The organism is Achromobacter sp. GD03932 (assembly GCF_029839485.1).
Taxonomy (GTDB): Bacteria; Pseudomonadota; Gammaproteobacteria; order Burkholderiales; family Burkholderiaceae_B; genus Achromobacter; species Achromobacter bronchisepticus_A.
This window is the reverse complement of record NZ_JAOCAT010000002.1, coordinates 22,909-45,675: the sequence shown is the minus strand read 5'-3', so window position 1 is coordinate 45,675 and position 22,767 is coordinate 22,909. Positions and strand designations below refer to the sequence as shown.

The window sequence follows — 22,767 nt, the reverse complement described above, 5'->3', positions numbered from 1 at the left end:
TTACTTGGCCATGCCCATGACGCCGGGCAGCCAGAGCGTGATCTGAGGGATATAGGTAATGGCGATCAGCGCCACGAACAGCGGCACCAGCCACGGCAGGATCGCAACCGTGGTCCGTTCCACCGACAGCTTGGACACGCGCGCCAGCACGAACAGCACCATGCCCATGGGCGGATGCAGCAGGCCGATCATCAGGTTCAGCGTCATGATCAGGCCGAAATGGATCGGATCGATGCCCAGCTTGAGCACGATGGGCAGCAGGATCGGCACCAGGATGGTGATGGCGGCAATGGTGTCGATGAAGCAGCCCACGATCAGGATCAGGACGTTGGCCATCAGCAGGAACACCCACTTGTTCTGCGTCACGCTGAGAATGCCGTCGGTCAGCGCCTGGGCCGCCTGGGTGGTGGTCAGCAGCCACGCGAACACCGAGGCGGCGGTGACGATGAACAGCACCGAGGCCGTGGTCTCGATGGTGTCGAAAGTCGCTTTGGCCAGGGTCCGCAAGGTCATGGAGCGATAGCGCACCAAGCCCAGGAACAGCGCCCAGATCACCGCAGCCACGGCGGCCTCGGTGGGCGTGAACCAGCCCAACGTCATGCCGCCGATCAGGATGACGGGGGCCATCAGCGCCATCACCGCCGAGAAGTTGTAGCGCCAGTCCAGCGCCAGCAACACGGCAAAGGCGATGCCTGCGGCCAGGTTGGCCGACACGCCGGCCTCGGTCATCAGCCAGATCGCCAGCGGGAAGGCCAGCACGATGCCGACTTCCAGCCCGGCGGCGCCCAGCCGCTTCCAGTCGAAGGACACGTCGCCGCCCCAGTTGTTGCGGCGCGCGTAATAGGCCACGGTCAGCATCATCAGCACGGTCAGGACCGCGCCGGGAATCAGGCCGGCCAGGAACAGCGAGCCGATCGACACGTTGGCCATCATGCCGTAGATGACGAAGGGCAGCGACGGCGGGATGATGGGGCCCAGCGTGGCCGAGGCAGCCGTCACGCCCACCGCGAACTCGGTCTCGTAGCCATGGTCCTTCATGGCCTTGATTTCGATGGTGCCCAGGCCCGCGGCGTCGGCGATGGCGGTGCCCGACATGCCGGCGAACACCACCGAACCGATGATGTTCACCTGCCCCAGGCCGCCGCGCATCCAGCCCACCAGCGCCACGGCGAAGTTGTAGATGCGGCCGGTAATACCGGCGATGTTCATCAGGTTGCCGGCCAGGATGAAGAACGGCACGGCCAGCAGAGGAAAGGACTCCACCCCCGCGATCATGCGCTGCGCCACCACCACGTCGGGCACGCTGCCCGAAATCAGCACGAACAGCAGCGATGCGCCCGCCATGGCCACCGCCACCGGCAGGCCGAAGATCATCAACAGCAGAAAGGTTCCGATCAGTATGCCCATGTCTCGCTTCCGGTTGTCGTTGTCGGATTCCGGGGCTGCCCCGGCTAGTCCTGCGACTCGTAGGCCGCGGGGTTTTCCAGGATGGAGTAGCCCTGGCGCCAGTTACAGACCGACACCTGCACCGAGCGCAGGAACATCAGGACGAATCCCGCCAGCGCCATCCAGTAGACATAGGCCTTGTTCCAGAACAGCGTGGTCATGGGCTCGTCGCCCACCAGTACGATGTAGCGGTAGGTGAGCCACACGGCATAGCCGAAGAACGCCGTGCGCAGCAGGTCGATGATGGTGGCCAGCGCGCGGCCGACGGGGCGCGGCAGGTAGCGGTACAGGAAGTCCACCTGGATGTGGCGGCAGGCGCGCACGCACATGGACGAGCCGATGAACACTACGCCGATCAGGCAATAGACGGCCAGTTCCTCGGTCCAGGCGTAGGAGTCGTTAAGCACATAGCGCGAAAAGAACTGCAGGAAGACCAGCAGCGCCATGACCCAGAATATGCCCAGGCAGATCCAGTCCTCGGGCTGGTAGCCCGCCAGGCTGACCTCGTGGCGGTCGGCTTCCTCGAAACTCTGGACGATCTCCTGCGCCGTGGCGGGCGGCTGGTGCCCCGCGGGATGGACAGGGTTGCTGCTGGCGGCCGCCATCACGGCGGCCTTGGCATCGGAATGCATGGCGTTCCCCTTGTGCGGAATCGGACGGGTCGATGCGGGGCCGCCCGGGCGGCCCCGGGCGCGTTTACTTCACGGCCTGGATCCGTTCCCAATCCGATTTTTCGTAGCCGTACTGCTTGAACGGCACTTTCTCCAGCACGGTGTCGCGGAAGTCCTGGACGTTCACCTCCGCCACGTTCAGGCCGCGCTTGCGGAACACTTCGACCATCTTCTTCTCGCTTTCGGCGACCTCGGCGGAAGCCTTCTCGGCCGCCTGCTGCGCCACTTCGGCGAAGATCTTCTTGTCCTCGTCGGACAGGCTCTTCCACAGCTTGCCCGAGATCACGGTGTTCAGGTGATCGACGATATGGCCCGTGAGGATGATGTTCTTCTGCACTTCGTAGAACTTCTTGGCCTCGATGGTGGTGAGCGGGTTCTCCTGCGCCTCCACGGTCCCGTTCTGCAAAGCCAGGTAGACCTCGGCGAAGGCGATCGGCGCGGTATTGGCGCCGCAGGCGCGCGGCATGGCCAGATAGGCGGCCACGTCAGGCACGCGGATCTTCAGGCCTTTCATTTCGGAACACTTGGTGAAGGGCCGGTTGGACGTGGTCTGGCGCGTGCCGTAGTAGGTGGTGGCGACGATGTGGTTGCCGCTTTTCTCGTCGTAGCCGCGCGTGAGTTCCTTGTAGATATCGCTCTTGGTGTAGGCGATCAGGTGCTCGGGATTGCGGAAGATGTAGGGATAGTAGGTGACGCCGATGCGGGGAAAGCTCTTGGCCGCGAAGCTGGAGCCCGAGATGATCATGTCCACCGTGCCCAGGGTCAGGCCCTGGTTGATGTCGTTTTCCTTGCCCAGCTGCGAGGCCGGGTATACGTCGATCTGGTAGCGGCCGTTGGTGCGCTTGCCGATTTCCTGCGCCGCCCAGACGGAGGCGGTATGGAAGGGTTCGGATGTTTCGTACACGTGGGCCCACTTGAGCTTGGTCTGCGCCATTGCGCTGCCGCTGGCGGCGAGCGCCAGGGCGGCGACCAGCGCCTTGACGGCGTTGCCTAGGTTCATGTCGTCTCCTCGTTGTTTTTTGAATGCCCGGCGTGGCGGCCCATGGTGAGCCGCCAGCGGGTCACGCTTCAACTACAAGTTGCACCTTGGTACTGCGACTGCGATCCGCCGCCAGCTCGAAGGCCTCGACTGCCTGCGACAACGGCAACTGCGCGCTCATCAGGGGCCGCACGTCCACCTTGCGCGTACGCAGATAGGAGACGGCCCAATCGAACTCCACGCCCGCGCGGAACGCGCCGACGTAGTCGAGCTCCCGCGCCATGATGTTGTTGGCCGGAAACGCGATGCCCTCGGCGGGCAGCGTTCCCACTTGCACAATGCGGCCGCCGCGCCGCGTCGCCGTCAGGCAGGTCGCCAGCGCCGCAGGGCTGCCGGCGGCCTCGATGCTGATGTCGGCGATATCGGCCAGGTCGGCGGGCGCGAGCTGGTCGCTGCGTACGGCCTCGTCGGCGCCGACCTGACGGGCCATGTCCAGCGGCCGGTCGGCCACGTCCGCCACCGTCACGTGGGCCGCGCCCGCCAGCCTGGCGGCCAGCACGGTCATGCAGCCTATGGTGCCGCCACCCGTGACCAGCACGCGCTTGCCCATCATCGGACCGGCCCGGTTGACGCCATGCAGTCCGATGGACAGCGGCTCGGCACAGGCGATCTCGCCCAGCGTGACGTCCGCTTCCGGCACCGGCGTGAGTTGGCGTTCGCCCATCACGAAGCGCTCGCGGAACATGCCTTGCACGTGCGGATAGATGCTGGCGCTGCCGAGAAAGCGCATGTTGTGGCACAGATTGTCGCGGCCGGCACGGCAGTAATCGCAGCCCCCGCAAGGGTGGGAAGGATTGATGGCGACCTTCATGCCCGGCGCTACCGACTTCACGGCATCGCCCGTGCGCAGCACCACCCCGGAAGCCTCATGGCCGGGAATCAAGGGTTCGCGGATGACGAAGGCGCCCACGCGGCCATGCAGGAAATAGTGCAGATCGGATCCGCAGATGCCCGCGGCGCCCAGCCTCAGCTCCACTTCGTGCGGCGCCAGCGGCGCGACTTCGTCCGGTTCCAGGCGCAAATCGCGCGCCCCGTGGATGCGACAGGCCAGCGTCATGACGACTTGCTCCTTGGCATTGCGGACGGCCGAAAGGCGCTCATGGTTCCGCCTGCTCCCGGCTGTCCAACGGCAGGCCGGACGCGTCCGCGCCGGGCCAGCTTGCGGTAAGGCGGTCATGCGAGCAGGCCAGATGGTGGTGCATGGCGGCGCGCGCGCCGCGGTCGTCGCCGGCGCGGATGGCGTCGATCACCTTGCGATGTTCGGCGATGGCGGCCTCCCAGCTGGAAGGATTCTCGAAGTAGTCGCCCAGTTTCACGGACAGCGGATTGTGGCGCTCGTCGAACAGTTCGCTCACCACGCGCACCAGCACGGCGTTGTTCGCCATTTCGGCGACACGCAGATGAAACAGCCGGTCTCCGCGGATCGGCACATTGCCGGCCAGCGCCTCGTCTTCCATGGTGCCAACGGCTTCGGCCAACCCATCCACCAGCGCGGGCGTATTACGCAACGCGGCCTGTGCGGCCAGTTCGCCTTCGATCACCTGGCGGGCGCGTATGGTTTCCAGCGGGCTTTCGGCGGTCAGGCTGGCGCGCGGCCCGCCCGCCAGGCTTTGCACATAGACGCCCGAACCCATGCGGACTTCCACCCAGCCTTCGACCTCCAGCGCGATCAGCGCCTCGCGCACCGAAGGGCGCGATACGCCGAGCTTGAGCGCGAGATCGCGCTCGGGCGGCAAGCGCGCGCCGGCCGGAAACTCACCCGACTCGATCAGCAGGCGAAGCTGGTCGGCGATCTGGCGATACAGGCGGCGGGGTTCGATGGTCTGGATGGGCATGGACTGCGGGTGTACCGGTGGACAAGTCAGGCCAAAAGGTAAAGTGGCCTTACCAATTGACCAAATCTTGCGCCGGTCCCGGATGCGTCACAATTAGGGTTTGCCCAAAGATGCGCGCGATGGCTTCGCGGGCAATGCATATCTGTTAAAAAGCCGCCACACCCAGCCCATTTTCCGTACCCATGTCACAGAATCCGCATCATTCGCCCTACAAGAGCACCGGCGGCCTGCGCCGCATCCTGAATGCGCTGCGCTACTCCCTGCAGGGCCTGCAGGCGGCCATCAAGTACGAGGCGGCTTTCCGCCAGGAGCTGGCGCTGGCCGTCCTGATGATCCCGGCCGCGTTCTTCCTCGGCCGCACCACGGTTGAAGTGTTTTTCCTGGTGGGCACGGTGATCATGGTGCTGGCGGCGGAGCTGCTGAACTCCGCCATCGAGGCGCTGGCCGACGCGCTTTCCGTCGAATCGCACCCGCTCCTGGGGCGGGCCAAGGACCTGGGCAGCGCCGCCGTGATGCTGCTGCTGATCTTCGCCGGCACGGTCTGGGTCGGCGTGGCCATCAGCCGATTCGTCATGCATTGACACGGCTAGTCATCTCCTGGGAGATGCGCCGCTATTTATACTGGAAGCCATGATGCCTAGATCGACGCCCGACTCCTCTGAGCGCATTGTCATCGTCGGCGGCGGCGCCGGCGGCCTGGAATTGGCAGCCAAGCTGGGCCGCGTGCATGGCCGGCAGCACATCACGCTGGTCGACAGCCGCCCCTTCCATATCTGGAAGCCTTCGCTGCACGAAGCGGCCGCCGGCACGCTGGACATCCACCAGGAAGGCCTGTCCTATCTGATGCTGGCCCACATGAACGGGTTTTCGTTCGCGCAGGGCCGCCTCGAACACATAGACCGCGAGCAGCGCCGGATCACGGTGGACGCCGTGAACGACGCGCAAGGCCAGGAAGTCCTGCCGCGCCGCGAACTGGCCTACGACACGCTGGTGCTGGCCCTGGGCAGCACGTCCAATTTCTTCAATACCCCTGGCGCGGCGGAACACGCGGTCACGCTGGACTCCACCGAGAACGCGGAGCAGTTCCGCCTGACCATGCTCAAGGCCATGGCCCTGGTGGACCAGGCCAAGGTGCGCAATCCTTCGGCCCGGCTGGATCTGGTGATCGTGGGCGGCGGCGCCACGGGCGTCGAGCTGGCGGTGGAGCTGGTCGAGGCCAGCCACGTGGTCAGCGCCTACGGCCTGCCGAATTTCCGCGCCGAACGCGATCTGGCCATCACCCTGGTGGAAGGCGCCCCGCGCATCCTGTCGGCCCTGCCCGAGAAAATCTCGGTCGCGGCCACCAACCGCCTGACGGAACTGGGCATCCGGGTGGAAGCGTCCTGCCGGGTCTCGGAAGTCACCGCCGACAGCGTCAAGACGGCCGACGGCCGCGAATTCCCGGCCCAGCTATGCATGTGGGCGGCGGGCATCCAGGGCCCGGCCCTGTTGGCCGACCTGGACCTGCCGCTGAACAAGGTGGGCCAACTGGAAGTCAATGAACGGCTGGAAACCGCCGATCCGCACATCCTGGCGCTGGGCGACTGCTGCGCCGCGCCGTGGCGCGACGGCCGCAGCGTGCCGGCCCGCGCCCAGGCCGCGCATCAGCAGGCCGACTACCTGGCCAAGAAGCTCACCGCGCGCCTGCGCCATACGCCCGAGCCCACCGCGCCCTACGTCTACGAGGACCACGGTTCGCTGGTGTCGCTGGGCCAGGACGCCGGCGTCGGCAGCCTGATGGGCAAGCTCGCCGGACGAGGACTGTTCGTAAGCGGTACACTGGCACGCCTGATGTACATGAGCCTGCACCTGATGCACCACAAAGCGGTGCTCGGCATCTCGCGTACCGCCTCCCTTGCCCTGGCCCGCCTGCTCATGCGGCGCACGCGCCCGCGGGTCAAACTGCACTGAACTCCCATGAATTTCCTGCAAAAACTCGAACACGCCTGGACCACCAGCAACTCGCTCCTGCAAGTCGGGCTGGATCCCGATCCGCAGCGCTTCCCCCGCGAACTGCAGGACAAGCCGGACGCCATCTTCCAGTTCTGCCGCGACATCGTGGACGCCACCGCGCCCTATGCCTGCAGCTTCAAGCCGCAGATCGCCTACTTCGCCGCGCACCGCGCCGAAGACCAGCTGGAAGCGCTGTGCCAGCACATCCGCGAAAAGCATCCCGACCTGCCCATCGTGCTGGACGCCAAGCGCGGCGACATCGGCTCCACCGCCGAAAACTACGCCCGCGAAGCCTACGAGCGCTACCAGGCGCACGCGCTGACGGTCAGCCCCTACATGGGCCTGGACTCGGTCGAGCCCTATCTGGCGTGGCGCGACCGCGGCGTGATCGTGCTGTGCCGCACCTCCAACCCCGGCGGTTCGGACCTGCAATTCCTGAAGATGGACAATGGCGAGCCGCTGTACCTGCACGTCGCGGGCCTGGTCGCCGACAAATGGAATGCCAACGGCCAGTGCGGCCTGGTGGTGGGCGCGACCTTCCCGAATGAGCTGGCCGCGGTGCGCGCACGCATCGGCGACGCGGTGCCCCTGCTGGTGCCGGGCATCGGCGCCCAGGGCGGCGACATCACCGCCACCGTGAACGCGGGCGCCAACGCGGCCCGCAGCGGCATGATGATCAACTCGTCCCGCGCCATCATCTACGCCAGCGGCGGCGACGACTGGCGCGAGGCCGCCGGCACGGCGGCCAAGGGCCTGCGCGACGCGATCAACGCGGTGCGCTGATCCGGCACGGGGGCCTCGCGCCCCCGACCGCGCAAGCCCAGTCCTTCAGCGCCGGTTGACCGGCGCTCCCAACAATTCCAGCAGCCCGCGCAGCGCGTAGTCCACCGCCGCCTGGCGCACTTGCGCGCGGTCGCCCGGGAACACGTGTGTGACGGCGCGGCTGCTGATGCCTTCGCCCGAACGCTGCGCAAAGCCAAAGCACACCATGCCCACCGGCTTGCCCGGCGTCGCGCCGCCCGGCCCGGCGATGCCGGTCGTGGACACCGCCACATGCGCGGCGGGGGACGCCAGCAGCACGCCGTTGGCCATCTCCAGCGCCACCGGTTCGCTGACGGCGCCAAAGTGATGCAAGGCATCGGGCGACACGTCCAGTTCAGCAACCTTGGCTTCGTTGCTGTAGGTCACGAAGCCGCGCTCGAACCAGTCGCTGGAACCGGCCACCGCCGTCATCGCCCCGGCCAACAGGCCGCCGGTGCAGGATTCCGCCGTGCCCAGCATCCAGCCCTTGCGCCGCAGCGTTTCGCCCAGCCGTTCGGCCAGCGCCAGCGAGGTGGCTTGCGCCAACTGTTCGGCCGACAGATTGGGCCGGGTGCTTTCTTGTTGTCCGTTCATCCCAAGACTCCTGTGCGCACGACCAGCGCCATGATCAGCAGGGCATATCCGGCCGCCACGATATCGTCCCACATCACGCCGAAACCGCCCTTGATGTGAGCGTCGAAGAACTTGATGGGAGGCGGCTTGACGATGTCGAACGTGCGGAACAGCACGAACGCCAGCGCCTGCGGCAACCAGCCCGCGGGCGTCAGCCAGAGCACCAGCCAGAACGCCACCATCTCGTCCCAGACCATTCCGACATGATCCGACTGCTGGAGTTCACGGCCGACGCGATGGCAGGCCCAGCAGCCGTACAAAAATGCCAGCGCCAGGAATGCGCCGATCGCCCAGTCCGACGCGGCGGGTGCCGCGGCGACCCAGATTGCCCAAGCCAGCAGCGTGCCCCAGGTACCCGAGGCCGGCCGGATCAGGCCGCTGCCGAAGCCGAACGCGATGAGCCGGCCCGGATCGCGGCAGACCCAGGACAAGGGCGGGTAGGCAGTCCGGGCGCGGTCGCGCATGGAGGTAGGACGGTTGTCGGTGGACGGCATGGGTATGCGGGTTGGGACGCGGCGGATCAGGCCGCGGGAAAATGATCGAAACCGGCCGGCAGGTCCTTCAGGGGCTGGCCCTGGCCGTCCAGCACGGACAAGCCCGGCTGCGCCTGGATCTGCCCCACGCGCGTCACGCGCGCGCCGGCCGCAGCCGCCGCCGCAAGCACGGCCTCGCGCCGGGAGGCGGGCGCGGTAAAGCATAGCTGGTAGACGTCGCCGCCCCCCAGCACCGCGCGGCGCAGCGGCGCTTCTTGCAGGCCAGTCAGGGCGGGTGACACGGGCATCGCGGCGTAATGCAGCGTGGCGCCCACGCGGCTGGCAGCCAGGATATGGCCCAGGTCCTGCAGCAGTCCGTCGGAAATGTCGATGGCGGCATGGGCGATGCCACGCAAGGCCAGACCCAGCGCTACCTGAGGCTCAGGCCATTCCAGCGCGCCGCGCGTCGCCGCGAGCAGCGCCGCATCGGCAGGGTACTGCCCGTCCAGCAGGCGGTAGGCCACGTCGGCCGCCCCCAGCTCTCCGGATACCCAGATGTCGTCGCCAGCCTGGGCGCCATCCCGGCGCAATGCCCGCCCGGCAGGCACGCCGCCGAACACGGTGACGCTGATGGCAAGGTCATGCGCGCTGCGCGTCGTGTCGCCGCCGATCAGCGGGCAGCCATGGGCGGCGGCCAGTGCGTGGAAGCCTTCGGCAAACGCCGCCAGCCAGGGCTCGTCCAGCCGCGGCAAGGCCAGGCCCAGCACGCAACCGATGGGGCGCGCGCCCATGGCGGCCAGGTCGGACAGGTTTACCGCCAGGGCCTTGTGCCCCAGCGACTTCGGATCCACATCGGGAAAGAAATGGCGGCCTTCCAGCAGCAGGTCCGTGCTGGTGGCCACCTGTTCGCCGGGAGGGACCGGGAACAGGGCGCAATCATCGCCCACGCCCAGCAGGCCGGCAGGAGCCGCGCGGGTGAAATAGCGCGCGATCAAATCAAATTCGGACGCCAAGGCAACTCCGCAGTCCGGCACGGCAGGCCGGCATTGAAACCCACGGGGGCTTGCCGCCCCCACAAATCATGCGGCGCGCCCCGCACAACCAGAGGAGCCACCCGCGACACCCCTCGCAAGAAACAGGTGCTCCCCAAATCCGGGCCGCGCGGATCCGGCTCCGCCGGTCCGCAGCGGCGCCCCCCTGGGGGGGAAGCGCGCAGCGCTTCGGGGGGGGAATTACCTCTTATTGACTTCGTGGGCGCGCACGTCGGCCGCCAGCTTGTCGAGCACGCCGTTGACGAACTTGAAACCGTCGGTGCCGCCGAACGATTTGGCCAGTTCGACAGCTTCATTGATGGCGACCTTGTACGGCACTTCGACATGATGGATCAGTTCGAAGCTGCCGATCAGCAGGATGCCATGCTCGACAGGCGACAGTTCGGCCAACGGACGGTCGACGTAGGGCGTGAAACGCTGGCGCAGCGCGGGCGCTTCGCGCAGCACGCCATGCAGCAAGGTCTTGAACCACTGCGCGTCGGCCTCGGAAAAATCCTCGGTGTCGCGCAGATGGGCGTCGATCTCGCCGGCGTCCTGCGTACCCTCGCCGCCGCGCAGCAGCCACGCGTACACGCCCTGCAGGGCGAATTCGCGTGCACGGCGGCGCGCGCTGCGCGCGTTGGCGCGGGCCTGCGCCGCGCTATCAGCGCTGGTCGTCGTCTTCTTCGTCGTCAAAATCTTCGTCCTCGTCTTCGTCGTCTTCGTCTTCTTCCTCGGGCTCCAGGGCCGCCACCAGGTTGGCCATTTCAACGGCCACCTGGGCGCAATCGCGGCCCTTGCCGGCCGCGCGCGCCTGCGCCTGCTCGTCGGTATCGACGGTCAGCACGCCGTTGGCGACGGGGATACCGGTTTCCAGGGAAATACGGGTGATTGCCGTGGCCATTTCATTGCTGACCACTTCAAAGTGATAGGTCTCGCCGCGGATGACCGCGCCCAGCGCGATCAGGGCGTCGAATTCAAACGTTTCGGCCATGTGGGACAGGGCCACGCCCAGTTCCAGGGCGCCCGGAACGGTGGCGACCATGACGTCGCGCTCGTCCACGCCCAGTTCGGCCAGTTCCTTCAGGCACGCTTCGAGTTCGGCCTGGCCGATTTCCTCGTTGAAGCGGGCGCGTACGATGCCGATGTGCAGCCCTTCGCCGTTCAGGTCGGGGGTAAGGATGTAAGGGTTCATAGGTCGGCCTTCAGTGTGTTGCGGGAGTATTCGGAGGGTCGCAATCGTAACCCGTAATGGTGAGCGAGAAGCCCGCCATGCTGGGCATCTTGCGCGGGCGGGCCAGCAGCTTCATCTGGCCCACGTGCAGGTCACGCAGAATCTGGGCGCCAATCCCGTAGGTACGCAGGCCGTAGCGGTCGGCGTTGGCGGGGTTGGCCTGGGCCTTAGGATCGTTCCAGCCAGCGATCTGACCAAACAGGTGTTCCGTGGACGACTGGCAGTTCATCAGCACCAACACCCCGGCGGGTGCGGCCGCGATGGCCTGCAAGGCCTGCGCCACGCCCCAACTGTGCGGGCTGGCGCCGGTGTCCAACACGTCCAGCACGGAGGCCGGCTCGTGCACGCGCACCAGCGTCTCGGCGTCGGGAGTCACGTTACCATGCACCAGCGCCAAATGGGCGGAGCCGGTGGCGGCGTCTTCATAGGCCACGGCCTCGAATTCGCCCCAGGCGGTCTGCATCGTGCGCTTGCCCACCCGCTTGACGATGGATTCGTGTTCGCTGCGGTACTGGATCAGGTCGGCGATGGTGCCGATCTTCAGGCCGTGTTCGCGGGCGAACTGCACCAGGTCCGGCAGGCGCGCCATGGTGCCGTCGGGCTTGAGGATTTCGCAGATCACGGCGGCGGGCGTCAGGCCGGCCATGGCGGTCAGGTCGCAGCCCGCCTCGGTGTGGCCGGCGCGCACCAGCACGCCGCCGGGCACGGCGCGCACCGGGAAGATGTGGCCGGGCTGGACCAGGTCAGCTGGCTTGGCATCGCGCGCCACCGCCACCTGGATGGTGCGGGCGCGGTCGGCGGCCGAAATGCCGGTCTCGACGCCTTCGGCGGCCTCGATCGACTGGGTGAAGTTGGTGCCGTAGCGCGTCCCGTTGCGGGCCGCCATCAGGGGCAGATCGAGCTGGCGGCAGCGCTCTTCGGTCAAGGTCAGGCAGACCAGGCCGCGGCCGTGCGTCACCATGAAGTTGATCGCTTCGGGCGTGACGAATTCGGCGGCCATGACCAGGTCGCCCTCGTTTTCACGGTCTTCCTCGTCAACCAGGATGACGATGCGGCCGGCGCGCAGCTCGGCGATGATCTCGGCAACCGTAGCGATGCCGAAGGATTCCGGCTCGGAGCCGGGCAAAGGGGACAACTGGACGGACATGGCGGGCACGTAAACCAGGCGGGAAAGCCCGGATTTTACCGCTCCTGGAGGCGGAACCCCTATCCGGCCCTGCCAGCCCCGCCAGCCGGGGGTGTCCGGTAAACTTTCGCCCGGAGACCACCCCTTAAAAACCGAGCCAAGGAAACCCCACATGCAAGCCCTTGCGGCCATGCCTTTGACCGTCGCGGCGGCCGTCCGCGTCGTGCTGACCGACATCGACGACACGCTGACCACCGAAGGCCGCCTGCCGGCGGACGCCTATGCGGCGCTGGAACGCCTGGAACAGGCCGGCATCCAGGTCGTGCCCATCACCGGCCGCCCGGCCGGCTGGTGCGATCACATCGCCCGCATGTGGCCGGTGCGCGCCGTGGTCGGCGAAAACGGCGCCTTCTATTACGCCTACGACCGCCAGGCCCGCCGCATGACCACCCACTACTGGACCGACGCCGCCTCGCGCCAGGCCAGCCGCAGGAAGCTGGACGCCATCCGCGACCGCGTCCTGGCCGAAGTGCCCGGCGCCGCCGTGGCCAGCGACCAGGACTACCGCGTGGCCGACCTGGCCATCGATTTCTGCGAGGACGTGCCTGCCCTGCCCGATTCCGCCATCAGCCGGATCGTCCAGATCTTCGAGGAAGCCGGCGCCCAGGCCAAGGTCAGCTCCATCCACGTCAACGGCTGGTTCGGCGACTACGACAAGCTCACCATGACGCGCACCATGTTCCAGCGCGAGTTCGGCGCGGACGTGGCCGGCGCCCTGGACAGCACCCTGTTCATCGGCGACTCGCCCAACGACGAGCCCATGTTCGCCTACTTTCCGATTTCGGTCGGCGTGGCCAACATCCAGGCCCAGCTGCACCGCCTGACCCACCGCCCCGCCTTCGTCGCCGCCCACCATGGCGGCGCGGGCTTCGTCGAAATGGCCGACCGGCTGCTCGCCGCGCGGTCCACCCAAGCACAGCCGGCCTGAGGTCCGCACACCGTGGCGACATCCCCTTCCGCTTCCTCCCCGGCCGCCAACGACGGCCGCCGCAGCATCCAGTCGATCGAGGTGGGCGTGCCGCTGCTGGCCGCCCTGGTCGACGCCGGCAAGCCCCTGACCCTGCGCGACCTGGCCGCGGGCGCCGGCATGACCTCGGCCAAGGCGCACCCCTACCTGGTCAGCTTCATCCGGGTCGGCCTGGTGCAGCAGGACGCCATCACCGGCCAGTACGAGCTCGGCCCCTTCGCCCTGCAGATGGGGCTGGTCAGCCTGCAACGCCTGGACCCGGTGCGCGTCGCCATGCCCGAGATCGCCAAGCTGCAATCGGAGATCGGCCACACCCTGGGCATTGCCGTGCTCGGCTCGCACGGCCCCACCATGATCCACATGACCGAGGCCAGCTACCCGGTCCACGTGAACATGCGCAAAGGCACGGTGATGTCCATGCTGCACACGGCCACCGGCCTGGTGTTCGCGGCCTGGCTGCCGCCCAAGGTCAGCGAACACTACATCGCGCGCGAGGAAGGCGACACCGCCGTCATCGCCAGCACGCCGCCCCCGCGCAAGGCCTCCCGCGCCAATATCGAGGCACAGCTGGCGGACATCCGCGTGCACGGCATGGCGCGCGCGCTGGGCAACCCGCTGCCGGGCGTGGACGCGCTGTCGGTCCCGGTTTTCGACAACACCGGCAACATCGTCCTGGCCCTGACCAGCCTGGGTCCCACCGGGCTGTTCGACGTGGCATGGGACGGCGCCATCGCCCGGCCGCTGCTGGCCTGCGCGCAGGAAATCTCGCGCAAGCTCGGGCACCGGAGTTGACCGGATGAAATTCGCGCAAAAACGAACATAAATCGAACAAAGCGAACAAAAGCCGAAAAGAAACACAGGGACTTTCCCGAGTGCGTCCCCTCCTCTTCCATGTTTGAATTCAGGTTGAATTAAGTGACATGTCACACAAACAAAGAAAGAGGAGACACAAGATGCAAGCTCTGCGCCTGCTTCAAGCGGCTACGCTGGCCGCCTTCGCCCTGGGCGCGTCCGCCGCGCAAGCCGCCGACGCCTGCCCCAACCGCGGCGACCTGGACCAGATGTACTGCGACGCCAACAAGGACCTGGTGGCCGACACGCCCACCGATCCGGCCAAGCTGAAGACCCCGTCCACCCTGGTGTTCACCTACACCCCGGTGGAAGACCCGGCGGTCTACGAAGACATCTTCAAGCCCTTCACCAAGCACCTGTCCGAATGCACGGGCAAGCGCGTGGTGTTCTATCAGGTGCAAAGCAACGCCGCGGAAATCGAGGCCATGCGCTCGGGCCGCCTGCACGTGGGCGGCTTCTCGACCGGCCCCACCGCCTTCGCCGTGAACATCGCGGGCGCAGTGCCGTTCGCGGTCAAGGGCTATGCCGACGGCTTCCAGGGCTACAACCTGATCGTCATCGTCAAGAAGGACAGCCCCTACCAGAAGCTGACCGACCTCAAGGGCAAGAAGCTCGCGCACACCGCGCCGTCCTCGAACTCTGGCCACATGGCGCCGGTGGCGCTGTTCCCCAAGGAAGGCCTGACCCCCGACAAGGACTACAAGGTCATCTTCTCCGGCAAGCACGACCAGTCTGTCATGGGCGTGAACTCCGGCGACTACGACGCCGCGGCCGTGGCCTCGGACGTGTTCAAGCGCATGGTCGAGCGCGGCCAGGTCAAGGAAGCCGACTTCCGCGTGATCTACAAGAGCGAGAAGTTCCCGACCTCGTCGTTCGCCTACGCGCATGACCTGGAGCCCAAGTTCCGCGACCAGATGCTCAAGTGCTTCTACGACTACCGCTTCCCGGCGGAAATGTCCAAGGCCTTCGACGGCGCCGACCGCTTCTATCCGGTGACCTACGAGAAGGACTGGGCCATCGTGCGCCAGGTCGCCGAATCGGGCGGCGAAAGTTTCAACCGCGCTGCCTACGACCGCGAATCCGCCAAGAGCAAGAAGTAATTCCGTATGACGACGTCGCTACGCATTTCCGGCCTGGTGAAGGAATACCGGGCCGGCCGGCCGGTACTCAACGGCATCGACCTGCAGATCGCGGGACAGGGGCTGACCGCCATCATCGGCCCCTCGGGCACCGGTAAAAGCACGCTACTGCGTTGCATCAACCGGCTGATCGAACCCACCAAGGGCGAGATCGTGCTGCAGTCGAAGGACGGGTCCGTGGACCTGGCCCGCGTGCGCGGCGCGTCGCTGCGCCGCGCGCGCCGCCGCATCGGCATGGTGTTCCAGGAATACAACCTGGTCGAACGCCTGACGGTCATGGAAAACCTACTGACCGGACGGCTGGGCTACACCTCCGCCGTCAAGGCATGGATGCGCCGCTTCGAGCCCGAGGACATCCAGCATGCCTACAAGCTGCTGGACACCGTGGGCCTGGCGGGTTTCGCCGACCAGCGCGCCGATGCGTTGTCGGGCGGCCAGCGCCAGCGCGTGGGCATTGCCCGCGCGCTGATGCAGCGCCCGCAGCTGCTGCTGGCCGACGAGCCCACCTCCTCGCTGGATCCCAAGACCTCCGTCGAGATCATGGAGCTGCTGTCCGAGCAGGGCAGCGCCACCGGAATTCCCGTCATCGTCAACATCCACGACGTCGAACTCGCCCGCCGCTATGCCACCCGCATCGTCGGCATGTCCGGCGGCCACGTGGTCTATGACGGCGACGGCCAGGGGCTGGACGCCGCCATGCTCAAGACCATCTACGGAGGCGAGTCTTGGCTGGAATGATCCAACCCAAGGGCGCCCGCCCCTTCGCCATGTCCGGGCGCGCCAAGGCCGGCGTGCTGTTGCTGCTGGCCTACACGCTGTACGCGGGCGCGCAGCTGGACTTCAGCTGGGCGCGCTTTGAAACCGGCATGGGCCACGCGTCCACCTTTCTTGCGCGCATGTTTCCGCCCAACTTCGAAAAGCCCGCCACCTTGTGGAAGGGCATCGCGGAAAGCCTGGAGATCGCGGTACTGGCCTCGGTCCTGGGCATCATCATCGCCCTGCCCATCGGCTTGCTGGGCGCGCGCAACATGATGCCCACCTGGGTATCCTGGCCCGCCCGCGCCATCGTGGCCCTGTGCCGCGCGCTGCACCCGGTCATCGTCGCCATCCTGTTCGTCAAGGCGGTGGGCTTCGGCGCGCTGGCCGGCATTCTGGCGCTGACGGTGGCCTCGGTCGGCTTCATCGGCAAGCTGTTCACCGAAGCCATCGAAGAGATTTCGTTGAAGCAGGTGGAAGCCGTGCGCGCCACCGGCGCCTCGTTCGCCAACGTGATCATCTTCGGCGTGCTGCCGCAGGTGTTCGCCCGCTTCATCGGCTTTGCCACCTACCAGTTCGACTCCAACCTGCGCAACTCCACCATGGTGGGGATCGTCGGCGCGGGCGGCGTGGGCGGCACGCTGTTCTCGGCGTTCCAGCGCTTTGACTATGACTTCGTCAGCGCCATCCTGCTGACCCTGATCGCCATCATCATGCTGGGCGAAATCCTGGCGGGCTTCGTGCGCGCCGTGTTCCTGGACAACCTGGGTTTCGACCGCATCCTGCAAGGCCGCTTCGCGGGTGCGCGCGGCCTCGGGGGCAGCGCAACGCCGGTCAAGCGCCGCGCGGAGGTGGACGAATGAACGCCCACGCCGCCACCTTCAATCCGGCGGGTTCGCCGCGTGTCTGGCAGCGCTACAGCATGGGCCAGCGCCTGTTGCGCTTTGCGCTCTACCTGCTGGTGGTCGCGGCCATCGTGCAGGCGATCCGCGGCGTCGAGATCATCCCGGAGTTCCTGTACGACGCGCCCGAGCAGATGGCCGACCTGTTCCGGCGCATGTGGCCGATAGACTGGGCCTACTACCCGGAAGGCGTGCACGGCGCGCTGATCGAAACGCTGCACATCGCCACGCTGGGCACCATCCTGTCCGTGGTGATGGCGGTGCCGGTGGGCTTGCTCGCAGCCAACAATCTCACGCCCAGCAAAACCGTCAACATGCTGGCCAGGTTGATCCTGGTGTCCAGCCGTTCGGTCAACTCGCTGGTGTGGGCGCTGCTGTTCATCGCCATCTTCGGGCCGGGCGCGCTGGCCGGCACGCTGGCCATTGCGTTCCGTTCCATCGGCTTCGTCGGCAAGCTGGTCGGCGAAGCCATCGAGGAAGCGCAGCGCGGCCCGATCGAGGCCGTCACCGCCACCGGCGCCAGCAAGGCATCGGTGATCTGGTATGCCTACTGGCCGCAGATCCGCCCCGCCTTCTGGTCCATCGTGCTGCTGCGCTGGGACATCAATGTGCGCGAATCGGCCGTGCTCGGGCTGGTGGGCGCCGGCGGCATCGGCATGGCGCTGGACACCGCGCTGAACCTGTTCCAGTGGGACCGCGTGGCCCTGGTGCTGGCCGCCATCTTCGCCGTGGTCGTGGTGGCCGAAATCATCATCACCCAGGTCCGCAAACGCATTCTCTGACGCGTCCGCGGATCCCTACAGCGTTCCTTTGCTCCGCCCGGACAACGGGCGGTTTTTTTTTTGCGCCGACGGATCAGAACCGCACGCTCACCCCGGCCCTGACGCCGTGGTCCTGCGCCCCGCTTGCGAGCTGCCCTTGGTATGACAGATCGAACGACACCTTGCGCGACACCTGCACATCCAGCCCCGCCTCCAGCACGGCGCTGTTCTTGGCGATGGGCACGCCGGCCACGGTAAAGGCATCGCCAGCGGAGAATGCCTGGGTCGCTGTGGGCTTCAAGTCACCGAAGGCGTAGCGCCAGCCCAGCGATCCCCGGGCCGTGGCTTGCGCGCCGCCCAGCTCGAACCCGGACATGACCCGCGAGCCGAGCGTCGTGTAGGTGGTCTCGGTGGTCTGGCTGCTTGCGCGCAGCGCCGCTGCGCCGCCGCTCTCGTTGTAGCCGTCGGTCTTGAGATTGACGTAAGCCAGGTTGGCGAACGGCTCGAACGCGGCGACGCTAGTGTCGATGCGATAGCTGAGGTCGGCAAAAGCCTGGACCGTGCGGCCATCGTAATTGGCCTTGAGGCGGTCTGAGTAACCCGGCATGGAAACCGAGCGCCGAGTGGCGATGTCGTGCCAGCTATAGGCCAGCCCGCCGCGCAGGCCCAGTGCGCCCCACTGGCCGCCACCGTAGGCGCCGAGATGGTAGTTGTCGCTGTCGCCCGAAGACGCGCGGTCGCGCACGTCGAAATCCGTGCGGGTGTAGCCCGCCATCAGGCCCAGCCGCCAAGCGTCGGACACTGGCGCATCCGCGCCCAGCAGAAAGCCACCGGTCGAACTCTTGACCTGGACGGCATTGCCGTCGCCATCGGTCTGGCGCCAGGAACCCAGCCCCTGTATCCAGCTGGCTGGCCCCATCGCCGTTGCCGGAGCCAGGCGGGCGCCGCCCCCGGCGGACGCCAGCACCGGCGCCGCCGAAGCGCCGACCGCGCCTGCGGCCGAACGCAGGCGCTCGTTGGCGGCGTCGCGCACGTAGCGGCTGTCCTCCAGCAGCACGGTCTTGGCCGATGCATGGATTTCGCCGGATAGCTGGTCGAAGCTCGAGCGCAACAGGCCCTTGTCGTCCGGCAGCACGGCGATCGCATCGTATAGCCCATTGCCCGCCGCCATGCCGATGCTGTCGATGGCGCCCGCTGCGGCGTTCTGGTTGCGCGTGTTGGCGGCCGAAGCCATTGCGGTGCCGTTGCGCGTCAATTCCAGCGAGACGCGGCCGGCGCCGTAGTCATAGCCAAGTTTCGGCGTCAGGAAGGCATAGTCGGAGGTCACCGTGTCGAAGCGGCCGGACAAGGTGCCATCAGCCGCCAATATCGTGTAGACGGAACGCAGCCCGTAGCCGCCGCCGATGCCGATATGCGCGACGGAGCCGCCATTGATCGTGGCATTGCCGGTGACATGGATGAGATCGGCATCGGCGCCCTGCGGATTGGTTTCCACGGCGTAGCGCGCGCCATTCTCGATGACAAGATTGCCATCGACAGTCAGCGTGCCGATGGAATTGCCCGGCGCCAGCGTGCCGCCGGCCGCCACCGTCACCACCGAGCCGGCGCCCGAGCCTATGGTCCCCCGGCCTCCGAGCACGCCGCCCTGGCCGATGGTGAGCGCGCCGCCCAGCTTGCCGTTCAAGGCCAGCCGGCCGCCCAGCACCGTGGTGCTGCCGGTAAAGCCCGAGCTGTCGCCGGTCAGCCCCAGCGTGCCGGCGCCGTTCTTGACCAGCGCGCCGCCGCCGGAGATGGCGCCGCCGAACGTTGCATTCGCGCCTTGGTCGAACACCAGGGTGCCGTTGTTATCGACATTGCCCCGGATCGACCCGGCATTGCCGATCAGCGCGCCCTCCTGGATCTGGGTGTTGCCATAGGCGTTGCCCGCGTTGTCCAGCCGCAGCGTGCCGGCGCCGGTCTTGATCAGGTCGGCATTGCCCGAGACTGCGCCGACCAGCCCCAGCGTCGCGCCGCCAGCCACCTCGAAGCGTCCGGCCTGGGTCAGCGTCATGGCGCGCGCGGTATCGAAGGACGCCGATGCCGCCAGCGTGCCGCCGCTGAAGGCCACACCGCCAGACGCTGCTCCCAGGTTCGCATCGCTTGCGACCTGCAAGGTGCCTGCGGCGATCGTAGTGCCGCCGCTATAGCTGTTGTTGCCGCTGAGAACCAGCGTACCGCCGCCGCTCTTGGCCAGCGCGCCTGCGCCCGAGACCGCGCCGGTCAGGCCCAGCGTGGCGCCCGTGGTCACGTCGAATCGCCCCGACTGCGCCAAGGCGACCGTGCGCGCGATGTCGAAAGTGGCCGTGGCCGCGAGCGTGCCGTCGCCGAAGGCCAGGCCGCCGGCCGTTGCCCCCAGGTTGGCATCGCGGTCGATCTGCAGCGTGCCGCTGGCAATCGTCGTCCCCCCGCCGTGGCTATTGCTGCCGCTCAAGACCATCGTGCCCGCGCCGCTCTTGACCAGGGCCCCCGCGCCCGACACCGCGCCGGTCAAGCCCAGCGTGGTGTCCGCCGCCACGTCGAAACGTCCGCTCTGCGCCAGCGTGACGGCGCGCGCGGTGTCGAAGCTGGCGGTGGTCGCCAGCGTACCCTCGCCGAAACGCAGCCCCCCGGCGGCAGCGCCCAGGTTGGCATCGCGATCGACCTGCAACGTGCCGCCTACGATGGCCGTGCCGCCGCTGTAAGTGTTGGCGCCTTGCAGCACCAGCGTGCCAGCGCCGGCCTTGGTCAAGCTCTTGCCGTCCCAACCGGCGGCGGCATTGGCGGCCTGGTCGGAAAGCGGCACCCCCAGCGTGAACCGGTTCGACGCATCGGCCAGCGTGAAAGTGCCATGGGCCAGGTTGTTGTTGGCGGTCCAGCTCAGACCGTAGGTGGCGAGGTACTGCTTGTTGTCCGCGGACTTGCGCGTGTTGACGGTGAGATAGTCGACCTCTCCGGTAAAGCCGCCCACGCTGACGGCGCCGAAATCACCGTCGATACCGCCCGTGGGCGCCTCGATCAACACGGTACTGAGCCCGCTCTTGTCGGCGATGCCGCTCAGCCTGAACACCACGCCATCGCCCAGCGTGACCTTGTTTGCCTGCAACAACGGGCTGCCCGTGCCGGCCATCAAGTCCAGCACGGTGCCATCGGCCATTTCCACGTCGCCCGTGACCGCCAGCGTGGCGCCCCGATGCACCGCCAGCGTGCTGCCGGCGCCTGAGACATTCAGGCTGCCGCTCAGGGTGTTGGCCGCGCCCGTGGCGCCGTCTCCATACTGCAAGACCCCGCCCGTGACGGCGGCCGAACCTCCCAACTGGCCCAGCACCACCAGCTTGCCGCCCGACACCGTGGTCCTGCCCCGGAATGAGCCATTCGCGCCCGTCAGCAACGTGGTACCGGCGATCTGGTTCAGACTATGTGTGCCGGCGCCTGTGCTCAACAGCCGCGTCGAAAACGTGTACGCGGGCTCGGTATGGTTGAAGTTCACGGTGGCAATACCGGCGCCGAACTGGATCGCGCTGGCGTTGAGCGTGCCGGCGCCTACGGCCGGCTGCCCAGCCGCCGCGCCGATATTGATCGTGCCGGTGGTGGGAAAGATAAAAAACCGGTCCTGCGCCAGCGAAACGGTCCCCCCACCGTTCGCGCCGACGTTGACAGCGCCGCCTTGCGCGATCGTCAGGGTGCCTGCCCCCAATCCCGTACCGAACCCCAGGATCATCGCGCCGCTGTTGTCCCAGATGGAGCCGGCGCCACGGACAACGACGCTGCCGTTGCCATTCACGCTGCCCACATAGCTGTCTTTGTTCGAGACGAAGCCCCCCGCCTCGATACTCAGAATGCCCCGACCGTACACATCGCCCACCCTGAGCTCGCCGCTATTGGTCCAGGCCGAGCCGCGTCCCGACACCAGGAAGACGCCGCTGCCGTCCTCCTCGCGCCCGACGACGCCATCGACGCTGGTCACATACCCACCCGCCAGAATCGAAACGCTGCCCATCCCGCCTTCGGTGCCAACCAGCAGCGTTGCGCGATTGCTCCAGAGCGACCCGACATCGGAAACCGTCACTTTCGCCGCTCCGTTCTGCTGAGCAGCCACCGTTGCAAACTGGTTCGAGACCGTACCGGTACTGGAGATGCTCAGCTCTCCGAGTCCGGCGCCGCCGACAAAAAGGTTGTCCGTCAGCGCCCAGGTCGAACCGGGGCTGAACACGCTGACCCGGGCCGTGGCGCCGGGAGCTTGCCCGGCATCGATACGTCCTTCGGTGGTGCCCAGAATGTTAAGAATCTGCAGGCTCCCACCCGTGACGGTGGTCTTGCCGACGAAGCCTGAACTATTACCTGACAGCCGCGTGGAGCCAGCGTAGTGATTGAGCTGATGCGTGCCTGCATCCCTGCTGACCAGCGCCGCGCCGAAGTCGTGAAAACTGTTGGTGTTGAAGTTCAGCGTACCCGTGCCCGCGCCGAACTCGAGTAGCGACGTCGCCAGGAAACCCGCGCCCACGGGTGCAGCGCCAGGAGCCGCGCCGATGTTGATCGTGCCTTGAGCCGAGGCCGAGTCGGCCAGAATCACCGTGTAGCCCGGCGATATCGTCACCTGGCCGCCGTCGGCGGCGGTCAATGTTCCTACACCGGATATGCCCACATATAGCGGGGCGAAGGCCACCAAATTTGGACCTGAGTAGGGTGCGAAAGTAGTATCGCCGGTAAAGGTGACCATCGGCCCCGCCTGCGCTTGGCCGGCCGCGCCCAGGGCCGCCAGCAGCATCGCCATGAAGGGCAGGCGTCTGCGCGCGGATCTGCTTGCATGGCGGCCGCCCTTGCCTTGCCCACGGACGTGCTCGCTTACAACTTGCCACAAGCCCGCGCTACGGTTGAAGACAATGCGATACGTACGGTTCATGGCGCTCTTCTGTAATCGTGGCCCGCTCGGGCTGACGCCATGCGGACGCGTGTGGAATCGGATGGCGCGGGCCGCGTAACCCGCCGATTACAATTAGAAAAGCGATCCGTAACCATGCATATCACTGAAAC

General features: G+C 67.1%; 21 protein-coding genes. 9 read left to right on the top strand and 12 right to left on the bottom strand.

The window, feature by feature from the left end; genetic code table 11:
* From N5C88_RS01900 to N5C88_RS01880, 5 genes are all read right to left on the bottom strand, one after another.
* A complete protein-coding gene (locus tag N5C88_RS01900) occupies positions 1 to 1,407 on the bottom strand; it encodes a TRAP transporter large permease (protein ID WP_059371373.1) in 1,407 nt (468 codons plus the stop codon).
* A gap of 44 nt (positions 1,408 to 1,451) precedes the next feature.
* Positions 1,452 to 2,078 carry a TRAP transporter small permease gene (locus N5C88_RS01895; RefSeq protein ID WP_205736580.1) on the bottom strand — a complete coding sequence of 209 codons (627 nt, stop codon included), beginning with the start codon at positions 2,076 to 2,078 and terminating at the stop codon, positions 1,452 to 1,454.
* Positions 2,079 to 2,142: 64 nt separating this feature from the next.
* Complete coding sequence (locus N5C88_RS01890; RefSeq protein WP_059371372.1) at positions 2,143 to 3,117, bottom strand: sialic acid TRAP transporter substrate-binding protein SiaP; 975 nt, start codon at positions 3,115 to 3,117, stop codon at positions 2,143 to 2,145.
* Positions 3,118 to 3,178: 61 nt separating this feature from the next.
* Positions 3,179 to 4,213 carry an L-idonate 5-dehydrogenase gene (locus N5C88_RS01885; protein WP_280014546.1) on the bottom strand — a complete coding sequence of 345 codons (1,035 nt, stop codon included), beginning with the start codon at positions 4,211 to 4,213 and terminating at the stop codon, positions 3,179 to 3,181.
* A 40-nt stretch (positions 4,214 to 4,253) separates the two neighbouring features.
* Positions 4,254 to 4,991 (bottom strand): FadR/GntR family transcriptional regulator, encoded by a 738-nt coding sequence (locus N5C88_RS01880; RefSeq protein WP_059371370.1) that lies wholly within the window; start codon positions 4,989 to 4,991, stop codon positions 4,254 to 4,256.
* A gap of 182 nt (positions 4,992 to 5,173) precedes the next feature.
* Between N5C88_RS01880 and N5C88_RS01875 the strand changes: the two genes are divergently transcribed.
* Genes N5C88_RS01875 through pyrF form a run of 3 tightly spaced genes read left to right on the top strand, consistent with a single transcriptional unit; the run spans position 5,174 to position 7,766 of the window.
* A complete protein-coding gene (locus N5C88_RS01875) occupies positions 5,174 to 5,572 on the top strand; it encodes a diacylglycerol kinase (RefSeq protein WP_054451923.1) in 399 nt (132 codons plus the stop codon).
* Between the two features lie 49 nt (positions 5,573 to 5,621).
* A complete protein-coding gene (locus N5C88_RS01870; protein ID WP_118931353.1) occupies positions 5,622 to 6,941 on the top strand; it encodes an FAD-dependent oxidoreductase in 1,320 nt (439 codons plus the stop codon).
* 6 nt (positions 6,942 to 6,947) lie between these two features.
* On the top strand, positions 6,948 to 7,766 hold the full coding sequence (pyrF, locus tag N5C88_RS01865; protein WP_054451925.1) for an orotidine-5'-phosphate decarboxylase: 819 nt from the start codon (positions 6,948 to 6,950) through the stop codon (positions 7,764 to 7,766).
* Between the two features lie 45 nt (positions 7,767 to 7,811).
* Here pyrF and N5C88_RS01860 read toward each other — a convergent pair whose 3' ends face one another.
* The 6 genes from N5C88_RS01860 to ribBA form a co-directional block, all read right to left on the bottom strand.
* On the bottom strand, positions 7,812 to 8,378 hold the full coding sequence (locus N5C88_RS01860; RefSeq protein ID WP_059371368.1) for a CinA family protein: 567 nt from the start codon (positions 8,376 to 8,378) through the stop codon (positions 7,812 to 7,814).
* Positions 8,375 to 8,881: a phosphatidylglycerophosphatase A gene (locus N5C88_RS01855; protein WP_059371493.1), complete on the bottom strand. Its 507-nt coding sequence runs from the start codon at positions 8,879 to 8,881 to the stop codon at positions 8,375 to 8,377. The genes N5C88_RS01860 and N5C88_RS01855 overlap by 4 nt, the downstream gene beginning before the upstream one ends.
* A 56-nt stretch (positions 8,882 to 8,937) precedes the next feature.
* On the bottom strand, positions 8,938 to 9,903 hold the full coding sequence (gene thiL, locus N5C88_RS01850; protein ID WP_280014545.1) for a thiamine-phosphate kinase: 966 nt from the start codon (positions 9,901 to 9,903) through the stop codon (positions 8,938 to 8,940).
* 219 nt (positions 9,904 to 10,122) lie between these two features.
* The gene (nusB, locus tag N5C88_RS01845; RefSeq protein ID WP_059371366.1) at positions 10,123 to 10,617 is read right to left on the bottom strand and encodes a transcription antitermination factor NusB; all 495 of its coding nucleotides are present in this window, start codon (positions 10,615 to 10,617) and stop codon (positions 10,123 to 10,125) included.
* Positions 10,586 to 11,116: a 6,7-dimethyl-8-ribityllumazine synthase gene (ribH, locus tag N5C88_RS01840; RefSeq protein WP_006391339.1), complete on the bottom strand. Its 531-nt coding sequence runs from the start codon at positions 11,114 to 11,116 to the stop codon at positions 10,586 to 10,588. The genes nusB and ribH overlap by 32 nt, the downstream gene beginning before the upstream one ends.
* Before the next feature lie 10 nt (positions 11,117 to 11,126).
* The gene (gene ribBA, locus N5C88_RS01835; protein ID WP_059371492.1) at positions 11,127 to 12,302 is read right to left on the bottom strand and encodes a bifunctional 3,4-dihydroxy-2-butanone-4-phosphate synthase/GTP cyclohydrolase II; all 1,176 of its coding nucleotides are present in this window, start codon (positions 12,300 to 12,302) and stop codon (positions 11,127 to 11,129) included.
* Between the two features lie 151 nt (positions 12,303 to 12,453).
* On the opposite strand from ribBA, the gene N5C88_RS01830 reads away from it, so the two are divergent.
* The 6 genes from N5C88_RS01830 (at position 12,454) to phnE (N5C88_RS01805) (ending at position 17,739) form a co-directional block, all read left to right on the top strand.
* On the top strand, positions 12,454 to 13,269 hold the full coding sequence (locus tag N5C88_RS01830; RefSeq protein WP_059371365.1) for an HAD-IIB family hydrolase: 816 nt from the start codon (positions 12,454 to 12,456) through the stop codon (positions 13,267 to 13,269).
* A 12-nt stretch (positions 13,270 to 13,281) separates the two neighbouring features.
* Positions 13,282 to 14,100: an IclR family transcriptional regulator gene (locus tag N5C88_RS01825; protein WP_059371364.1), complete on the top strand. Its 819-nt coding sequence runs from the start codon at positions 13,282 to 13,284 to the stop codon at positions 14,098 to 14,100.
* Positions 14,101 to 14,261: 161 nt separating this feature from the next.
* A complete protein-coding gene (gene phnD / locus N5C88_RS01820; RefSeq protein WP_059371363.1) occupies positions 14,262 to 15,260 on the top strand; it encodes a phosphate/phosphite/phosphonate ABC transporter substrate-binding protein in 999 nt (332 codons plus the stop codon).
* 6 nt (positions 15,261 to 15,266) lie between these two features.
* Positions 15,267 to 16,037, top strand: coding sequence for a phosphonate ABC transporter ATP-binding protein (phnC, locus tag N5C88_RS01815; RefSeq protein WP_054451933.1), 771 nt, complete (start codon positions 15,267 to 15,269; stop codon positions 16,035 to 16,037).
* The gene (phnE, locus tag N5C88_RS01810; protein WP_118931355.1) at positions 16,034 to 16,918 is read left to right on the top strand and encodes a phosphonate ABC transporter, permease protein PhnE; all 885 of its coding nucleotides are present in this window, start codon (positions 16,034 to 16,036) and stop codon (positions 16,916 to 16,918) included. Before phnC ends, phnE (N5C88_RS01810) begins: the two co-directional genes overlap by 4 nt.
* The gene (gene phnE, locus N5C88_RS01805) at positions 16,915 to 17,739 is read left to right on the top strand and encodes a phosphonate ABC transporter, permease protein PhnE (RefSeq protein WP_280014544.1); all 825 of its coding nucleotides are present in this window, start codon (positions 16,915 to 16,917) and stop codon (positions 17,737 to 17,739) included. The genes phnE (N5C88_RS01810) and phnE (N5C88_RS01805) overlap by 4 nt, the downstream gene beginning before the upstream one ends.
* 73 nt (positions 17,740 to 17,812) lie before the next feature.
* Here the strand turns inward: phnE (N5C88_RS01805) and N5C88_RS01800 are convergent, their stop codons facing one another.
* Entirely contained in the window at positions 17,813 to 22,636 is a 4,824-nt protein-coding gene (locus N5C88_RS01800) for an autotransporter domain-containing protein (protein WP_280014543.1), read from the bottom strand.
* Positions 22,637 to 22,767: the final 131 nt, after the last annotated feature.